The sequence below is a fragment of the Burkholderia dolosa genome, assembly GCF_902499135.1.
Lineage (GTDB): Bacteria > Pseudomonadota > Gammaproteobacteria > Burkholderiales > Burkholderiaceae > Burkholderia > Burkholderia dolosa.
On record NZ_CABVPR010000113.1, the window covers coordinates 1 to 8164 of the forward strand.

At 71.0% G+C, this 8164-nt stretch carries 8 protein-coding genes and 2 pseudogenes; 6 read left to right on the forward strand and 4 right to left on the reverse strand.

Annotated features, from left to right (window positions below; genetic code table 11):
• From BUB20358_RS27310 to fliE, 4 genes and pseudogenes are all read right to left on the reverse strand, one after another.
• A pseudogene (locus tag BUB20358_RS27310) lies at window positions 1-701 on the reverse strand (flagellar hook-length control protein FliK); the annotation flags it as partial.
• Between the two features lie 132 nt (window positions 702-833).
• Window positions 834-1166, reverse strand: a complete 333-nt coding sequence (locus BUB20358_RS27315) for a flagellar protein FliT (RefSeq protein ID WP_035971565.1) — start codon at window positions 1164-1166, stop codon at window positions 834-836.
• Window positions 1163-1597, reverse strand: a complete 435-nt coding sequence (fliS, locus tag BUB20358_RS27320; RefSeq protein ID WP_035971564.1) for a flagellar export chaperone FliS — start codon at window positions 1595-1597, stop codon at window positions 1163-1165. Before fliS ends, BUB20358_RS27315 begins: the two co-directional genes overlap by 4 nt.
• Window positions 1598-1744: 147 nt before the next feature.
• Complete coding sequence (gene fliE / locus BUB20358_RS27325; protein ID WP_035971562.1) at window positions 1745-2089, reverse strand: flagellar hook-basal body complex protein FliE; 345 nt, start codon at window positions 2087-2089, stop codon at window positions 1745-1747.
• A gap of 251 nt (window positions 2090-2340) precedes the next feature.
• On the opposite strand from fliE, the gene fliF reads away from it, so the two are divergent.
• The 6 genes and pseudogenes from fliF to BUB20358_RS27355 all read left to right on the forward strand — a co-directional run.
• On the forward strand, window positions 2341-4107 hold the full coding sequence (gene fliF / locus BUB20358_RS27330) for a flagellar basal-body MS-ring/collar protein FliF (RefSeq protein ID WP_006763141.1): 1767 nt from the start codon (window positions 2341-2343) through the stop codon (window positions 4105-4107).
• The gene (gene fliG, locus BUB20358_RS27335) at window positions 4097-5092 is read left to right on the forward strand and encodes a flagellar motor switch protein FliG (RefSeq protein ID WP_006763140.1); all 996 of its coding nucleotides are present in this window, start codon (window positions 4097-4099) and stop codon (window positions 5090-5092) included. Before fliF ends, fliG begins: the two co-directional genes overlap by 11 nt.
• Window positions 5085-5768 (forward strand): flagellar assembly protein FliH, encoded by a 684-nt coding sequence (gene fliH, locus BUB20358_RS27340; RefSeq protein WP_035971560.1) that lies wholly within the window; start codon window positions 5085-5087, stop codon window positions 5766-5768. The genes fliG and fliH overlap by 8 nt, the downstream gene beginning before the upstream one ends.
• Window positions 5762-7309: a flagellar protein export ATPase FliI gene (gene fliI / locus BUB20358_RS27345; RefSeq protein ID WP_006763138.1), complete on the forward strand. Its 1548-nt coding sequence runs from the start codon at window positions 5762-5764 to the stop codon at window positions 7307-7309. The genes fliH and fliI overlap by 7 nt, the downstream gene beginning before the upstream one ends.
• 5 nt (window positions 7310-7314) lie before the next feature.
• Window positions 7315-7773 (forward strand): flagellar export protein FliJ, encoded by a 459-nt coding sequence (gene fliJ / locus BUB20358_RS27350; RefSeq protein WP_035971559.1) that lies wholly within the window; start codon window positions 7315-7317, stop codon window positions 7771-7773.
• A gap of 31 nt (window positions 7774-7804) precedes the next feature.
• Window positions 7805-8164 (forward strand): annotated as a pseudogene (locus BUB20358_RS27355) (flagellar hook-length control protein FliK); the annotation flags it as partial.

An 8164-nucleotide genomic window follows, 5' to 3' on the forward strand; every position in this document is an offset into this window, starting at 1 on the left:
GGCGAGGCCGGCGCAGGCGTCGGCGCGCGCGACGCGAGCAATTCGTCGAGCACGTCCGCCGCATCGGCGAGCACCGCATCCGGCTGCGCCGGTGCCGGCGCGGCGGCGAGGCGCGCCTGCGGCTCGCGCATCAGCGCGGCGAGCGGCCGCTGGCCGGCCAGCCACTGTGCGAGATGGGATTCGTAGAAGAGGCCGCTGGCGCTGACCGCTTGGGCGAGCGCCGCGCGCAGCATGGCGACCGGCGGCAGCCCGGCGGCCTCGTGCGCAGCGGAAGTCGCGCGCGACGCCGACGCTTGCACATTCGAATCGGCCGAAGAGACGGCCGCACGTGGAGAAGAACCGGACGAATCGGCCGACGCACCCAGGCCGGCCGCCGGCGCGCGCGTCGGCGCCGCGAGATCGCTCAGCAGCACGGCCGGATCGGCCAGCAACGGTGTGCGCCCGGCGACGACGAGCGGCGCATCGCCGCCCGAGCGCGAGATCGCATCGAGCACGCGTCCGACGTCGGACAGCGCGGTTTGCGCGGAAGCGGGCGGCGCGGCGGGCGGACTGCCGGCCGTGGACGCGGACGACACGCCGGCGTCGGGCGTACCGACCTGTACGGCCGCACCGCCGCCGGCCGGCGGCGACACGGTGCCGGTCAGCAGGCTGTCGAGGCGGCTCGCCAGCAGCGCGGCCGCAACGGAATCGATACCGGTCATGATCGGAGCCTGCTCACCTTCGCCACATCGTTGCAAATCCGCTCACGCCGCGCTTCGGGCCTGCGCGCCGCAACCGGCCCGCGCGTCGGTCGACACGGGCGCGGGCGTTCGGCGGAACCCGCACTATCCGCGCTACCCGCGCGCGCCGTAGAGATCGGTCAATACCTGCGTCGAGCGCGTCGCGTCCAACAGCGCGGACAATCGCGCGACGTCCGGGCTCGCGAGATCGCGAATCGCGGCGTCGTCGGCGAGAATCCGGCGAATCAGGTCGAGCTTGCGGCCCAGATCCGATTCGTCGAGCGTGACGCCCGGATCGGCTTCCTTCAACCCGTCGACGAGCCGCAGGAATTCCGCCTGCAGCCCCGGCAGCGCGTTCCAGTCGGCGCCGCGCGCGGCGCGCAGCATCCGGCCCGACACGGCCGCGAGCGCTTCGTAGCGGGCGAAGTATTCGGCCTTCAGATTCATCGGGATGCGTCCGCCGCCTGTTGCGCGGCCATGCGCGCGGCTTCCGGCGCGATGCCCGTCCATGCTTCCTCGAGCGTCGCGAGCAGCCCGTCGACCTCGACCAGCATCGCGTCGCTCGCCTGCGCGTTCGCTTCCAGCAGGCGCCGGCCGATATACGTATAGAGCGCGTCGAGCCGCGCCGCGATCTCGCCGCCCGCGTCGCGGTTCAGCGCCGTCTGCAGGCCGCTCTCGACGATCCGGATCGCCTTGCCGATCGCGTCGCCGCGTGCGGGCACGTTGCCCTGCTGCAGATGCATGCGGGCGAGCGCGACCGCCTGCCGCGCACCCTGGTACAGCATCGCGATCAGCCGATGCGGGGACGCGCCCATCACCCCCGTCTCGACGCCGACACGCGCGTACGCACTGGCTCCAGCGTGTCCTGGGGAAAACATGCGCTTCTCCTCGTTATGGTGGCTATGCGGGAGCCGCTGCCGTGCATCGCACGGCGCGGCCTTCTCCGACGTTATCGGAAGGGAATTGAAAAGCTTTAGGCGGGCGGGCCGCGGTCGGAAGCCGCCGGGCCGTCCCGGCGGGCGCCGTCACACCGGCATCTGCATGATGTCGTTGTACGCGCTCACGAGCTTGTTGCGGACTTGCAGCCCGAACTGGAAGCCGATGTTGGCCTTCTGCATGTCGACCATCACGTCGTTCAGCGATACGTTCGGCGCGCCGACCTCGAACGCCTGCGCTTCGCCGAGCGCGCGCTGCTGGTCGCCGCTGATCTTGTCGAGCGACGCCTTCATCGCGCTCGCGAACGTGCCGGCCGTCGCCGCACCGGAGCCGGCGAGCGCCGCCGTCGGGCTCGCGACGCCGCCCGACGCCTGCGCGGCCATCGCCTGCATCTGTTGCAACACCGAACCGATTCCGCTGACGTTCGCCGTCATGCTGCCCCCGAGACCTGAACGAAGAGAAACCCGGACGCGCCGGGCGATCCGCCGGCGCCGCACCGCGCGCGCCATGCCGGATCGCGACAAAGAATAGCAGCGCGGGGCGCGGCAAAGCCGTGAAAGTACGGGGGAAACCCGGCTCTTTTCGGTCGATCGGCGCACGGCCGCGGTCCCGATAATCGCATCGTGTCATTGTCCGCCCGCTCGTCCGAGCGGCTCAGTCGTCCCGCTCCGGAGAAACTCGACGCATGGATTCGCAGGCCAACTCGCTGATCAACCCCGACGCCCGCGCGGGCCTCGCCAGCCCGGTGTCCGGCGGCGCCGCGGCCGCCGCGCTGCCGGGCGCGGGCGGCGCTGGTGCGGACTTCGGGCTCGGCGGCTTCGCGGAACGCATTCCCGGCATCTCGCGGATGAAGGGCAATCCGAAGCTGCCGTTCGTGATCGCCGTCGCGTTCGCGATCGCCGCGATCACCGCGCTCGTGCTGTGGAGCCGCGCGCCGGACTACCGCGTGCTGTACAGCAACCTGTCGGACCGCGACGGCGGCGCGATCATCGCCGCGCTGCAGCAGGCCAACGTGCCGTACAAGTTCGCCGATGCGGGCGGCGCGATCCTCGTGCCGTCGAGCCAGGTGCACGAAACGCGGCTGAAGCTCGCCGCGATGGGGCTGCCCAAGGGCGGCTCGGTCGGCTTCGAGCTGATGGACAACCAGAAATTCGGCATCAGCCAGTTCGCCGAACAGATCAACTACCAGCGCGCGCTCGAAGGCGAGCTGCAGCGCACGATCGAGTCGATCAACGCGGTGCGCGGCGCGCGCGTGCATCTCGCGATCCCGAAACCGTCGGTATTCGTGCGCGACAAGGAAGCGCCGAGCGCATCGGTGTTCGTCGACCTGTACCCGGGCCGCGTGCTCGACGAGGGGCAGGTGCAGGCGATCACGCGGATGGTGTCGTCCGGCGTGCCGGACATGCCCGCGAAGAACGTGACGATCGTCGACCAGGACGGCAACCTGCTGACGCAGACCGCGTCCGCGACCGGGCTCGACGCGAGCCAGCTGAAGTACGTGCAGCAGGTCGAGCGCAACACGCAGAAGCGCATCGACGCGATCCTCGCGCCGATCTTCGGCGCGGGCAATGCGCGCTCGCAGGTCAGCGCCGACATCGATTTCTCGAAGCTCGAGCAGACGTCCGAAAGCTACGCGCCGAACGGCACGCCGCAGCAGGCGGCGATCCGCAGCCAGCAGACCAGCACGTCGACCGAACTCGCGCAAAGCGGCGCGTCCGGCGTGCCGGGCGCGCTGTCGAACACGCCGCCGCAGCCGGCGTCCGCGCCGATCGTCGCCGGCAACGGCCAGAACGGGCCGCAGACCACGCCGGTCAGCGACCGCAAGGATCAGACGACCAACTACGAGCTCGACAAGACGATCCGCCACGTCGAGCAGCCGATGGGCAGCGTGAAGCGGCTGTCGGTCGCGGTCGTCGTCAACTACCAGCCGGTCGCCGACGCGAAGGGCCACGTGACGATGCAGCCGCTGCCGCCCGCGAAGCTCGCGCAGATCGAGCAGCTCGTGAAGGACGCGATGGGCTACGACCAGAAGCGCGGCGACTCGGTCAACGTCGTGAACAGCGCGTTCTCGACCGCGACCGATCCGTACGCCGACCTGCCGTGGTGGCGCCAGCCGGACATCATCGCGATCGCGAAGGAAGCCGCGAAGTGGCTCGGCATCGCGGCGGCCGCGGCGGCGCTGTACTTCATGTTCGTGCGCCCGGCGATGCGCCGCGCGTTCCCGCCGCCCGAGCCGGCCGCGCCCGCGCTCGCCGCGCCGGAGGACGTCGTCGCGCTCGACGGCCTGCCCGCGCCGGCCAGCGCCGACGACGAACCCGACACGCTGCTGCTCGGCTTCGAAAACGAGAAGAACCGCTACGAACGCAACCTCGACTATGCGCGCACGATCGCCCGCCAGGATCCGAAGATCGTCGCCACCGTCGTGAAGAACTGGGTGTCCGATGAACGCTGAAGGCCTGACCAAGAGCGCGCTGCTGCTGATGTCGATCGGCGAGGAAGAGGCCGCTGAAGTATTCAAGTTTCTTGCGCCGCGCGAGGTGCAGAAGATCGGCGCCGCGATGGCCGCGCTGAAGAACGTCACGCGCGAGCAGGTCGAGGACGTGCTGCAGGAGTTCGTGAAGGAAGCCGAGGAGCACACCGCGCTGTCGCTCGATTCGAGCGAATACATCCGCTCGGTGCTGACCAAGGCGCTCGGCGAGGACAAGGCCGGCGTGCTGATCGACCGGATCCTGCAGGGCAGCGACACGAGCGGGATCGAGGGGCTGAAGTGGATGGACTCGGCCGCGGTCGCCGAGCTGATCAAGAACGAGCATCCGCAGATCATCGCGACGATCCTCGTGCATCTGGACCGCGACCAGGCGTCCGAGATCGCGTCGTGCTTCACCGAGCGGCTGCGCAACGACGTGCTGCTGCGCATCGCGACGCTCGACGGGATTCAGCCGGCCGCGCTGCGCGAGCTCGACGACGTGCTGACCGGCCTGCTGTCCGGCAGCGACAACCTGAAGCGCAGCCCGATGGGCGGCATCCGGACCGCGGCCGAGATCCTGAACTTCATGACGAGCGTGCACGAGGAAGGCGTGCTCGAAAGCGTGCGCCAGTACGACGCCGATCTCGCGCAGAAGATCGTCGACCAGATGTTCGTGTTCGAGAACCTGCTCGATCTCGAGGATCGCGCGATCCAGATGGTGCTCAAGGAAGTCGAATCGGAGACGCTGATCATCGCGCTGAAGGGCGCGCCGCCCGCGCTGCGGCAGAAGTTCCTCGCGAACATGTCGCAACGCGCGGCCGAGCTGCTCGCCGAGGATCTCGACGCGCGCGGCCCGGTGCGCGTGTCCGAAGTCGAAACGCAGCAGCGCCGGATCCTGCAGATCGTGCGCAACCTCGCGGAGAGCGGCCAGATCGTGATCGGCGGCAAGGCGGAAGATGCGTATGTCTGATACGGCGAGCGACCGCGTCGGCACCCTCACCGCATACCAGCGGTGGGAGATGGCGTCGTTCGACCCGCCGCCGCCCGCACCGCCGCCCGACGACGCGGCAGCGGCCGCCGCCGCGCTCGCCGAGGAACTGCAGCGCGTGCGCGACGCCGCGCACGCCGAAGGCCACGCGGCCGGCCACGTCGAAGGCCAGGCGCGCGGCTATCAGGCCGGCTTCGAGCAAGGCCGCGAGCAGGGTTTCGAGGCCGGCCGCGCCGAAGCGCGCGAACAGGCCGCGCAGCTCGCGGCGCTCGCCGCGTCGTTCCGCGAAGCGGTGTCCGCCGCCGAGCACGATCTCGCCGCCGATCTCGCGCAGCTCGCGCTCGACATCGCGCAGCAGGTCGTGCGCCAGCACGTGAAGCACGATCCGGCCGCGCTGGTCGCCGCGGTGCGCGACGTGCTCGCGGCCGAGCCGGCGCTGTCCGGCGCACCGCATCTCGCGGTGAATCCGGCCGACCTGCCGGTCGTCGAAGCGTATCTGCAGGACGAACTCGATGCGCTCGGCTGGAGCGTGCGCACCGACGCGTCGATCGAGCGCGGCGGCTGCCGCGCGCATGCCGCCACCGGCGAAGTCGACGCGACGCTGCCCACGCGCTGGCAGCGCGTCGCGGCCGCGATCGGCAAGGTGGGCGCGTGGTGACGCGCACGCCCGAGTCGCTCGCGCACGATCGGCTGTCGCCGCTCGAGCGCGAACTCGCGCTCGCATCGTTCGGCCCCGAGGCCGCACCGGCCGCGCACGGCGCGTCCACTGTCGGTCACGCCGGCGCATCGGCCGTATCGGCCACGCCGCGCGCCCCGCACAATCCGCATCTCGCGCACTGGCGCTCGCATCTGAACGGGCTGTCCGCACGCAGCCATCGCGCGCTGCCGCTGCGGCCGTGCGGGCGCCTGACGCGCGCGGCGGGCCTCGTGCTCGAGGCGATCGGACTGCGGCTGTCGGTCGGCGCCGAATGCACGATCGAACTGCCGCCCGGCAGCGCGCTGCCGCACGCGCAAGCGGAAGTCGTCGGCTTCTCCGGCGATCGTCTGTTCCTGATGCCGACCACCGACGTCGCCGGCGTGTTGCCCGGCGCGCGCGTGTGGCCGCTCGAGAGCGCGCCCGTCGCCGATCCGCTCGCCGGCGCGAAGCGGCTGCCGGTCGGCTGGGAGATGCTCGGACGCGTCGTCGATGCGTCCGGCCGCCCGCTCGACGGGCTCGGCCCGCTCGCGTCGAAGGTCGACGCGCCGCTGTCGTCGCCGTCGATCAACCCGCTCGACCGCGAGCCGATCCACCATGTGCTCGACGTCGGCGTGCGCGCGATCAACGCGCTGCTCACCGTCGGCCGCGGGCAGCGAATGGGCCTGTTCGCGGGCTCGGGCGTCGGCAAGTCGGTGCTGCTCGGCACGATGGCGCGCTACACGAGCGCGGAAGTGATCGTGATCGGGCTGATCGGCGAGCGCGGCCGCGAAGTGAAGGAATTCATCGAGCAGATTCTCGGCGAGGACGGGCTCGCGCGCTCGGTCGTCGTCGCCGCGCCGGCCGACGTGTCGCCGCTGCTGCGGATGCAGGGCGCCGCGTATGCGACGTCGCTCGCCGAATACTTCCGCGACCAGGGCAAGCACGTGCTGCTGCTGATGGATTCGCTCACGCGCTACGCGATGGCGCAGCGCGAGATCGCGCTCGCGATCGGCGAGCCGCCCGCGACGAAGGGCTATCCGCCGTCGGTGTTCGCGAAGCTGCCCGCGCTCGTCGAGCGCACCGGCAACGGGCCCGAAGGCGGCGGCTCGATCACCGCGTTCTACACGGTGCTGACCGAAGGCGACGACCAGCAGGATCCGATCGCCGACTCCGCACGCGCGATCCTCGACGGTCACATCGTGCTGTCTCGCGCGCTCGCCGAGGCCGGCCACTATCCGGCGATCGACATCGAAGCGTCGATCAGCCGCGCGATGACCGCGCTGATCGACGACGCGCATCTCGACCACGTGCGGCAGTTCAAGCAGATGCTGTCGCGCTACCAGCGCAACCGCGATCTGATCGCGGTCGGCGCATACGCGCCCGGCCGCGACGCGCAGCTCGACCGCGCGATTGCGCTCTATCCGCGCATCGAGGCGTTCCTTCAGCAAGGCTTTCGCGAATGCGCGCCGTTCGGGTCGAGCCTCGCCGCGCTCGATGCGCTGTTCGACGATCACGGAGGCTGATTCCGATGGCTCACGGCTTTCCGCTCCAATTGCTGCTCGACCGCGCGCAGGACGACCTCGACACGGCCGCGAAGCAGCTCGGCGCCGCGCAGCGCGACCGCACCGCGGCCGCCGAACAGCTCGATGCGCTGCTGCGCTATCGCGACGAATACCACGCGCGCTTCGCGCAGTCCGCGCAGCACGGGATGCCGGCCGGCAACTGGCGCAACTTCCAGGCGTTCATCGACACGCTCGATGCGGCGATCGCGCAGCAGCGCAACGTGCTGGCCGCCGCGGAGCTCCGCATCGACGAAGCGCGCCCGAACTGGCAACAGAAGAAACGTACCGTCGGCTCGTACGAAATCCTGCAGGCGCGCGGCGTCGCGCAGGAAGCGCAGCGCGCCGCGAAGCGCGAACAGCGCGATGCCGACGAACACGCCGCGAAGATCCTGCGCATGCGGGCCGATGCGGCCCGATCGTCGTAACCGCTCACCGTATTCGAACGGGAGAACCGTCATGCCTTCCCTGCCCCTGCTCGGCGCACTGCTCGACACCGCCGGCGCCGCACTCAAGGCCGGCCGCGGCCAGGCTTCGTCCGCCGCGTCCGCGCCGTCCGCCGGCAACGACGACGCCGCTGCGGCCGCGCCGCTGCCGTTCGCGCAGACGCTGAAACAGAGCGTATCCGCGCGGCACGATCCGGCCGGCTCCGACGCCGGCTCGCCGGACACGCCGTCGACGCCCGTCGCGTCGACGCCGGCCGGCACGAAGCCGTCCGACACCGACGACGACCAGTCGACCGACGCCACGGCCGCACCGGTCAACCCCGATGCAGCCGCGCTCGCGGCCGCCGCGGCCGTGCAGGCACAGCTGCAGGCG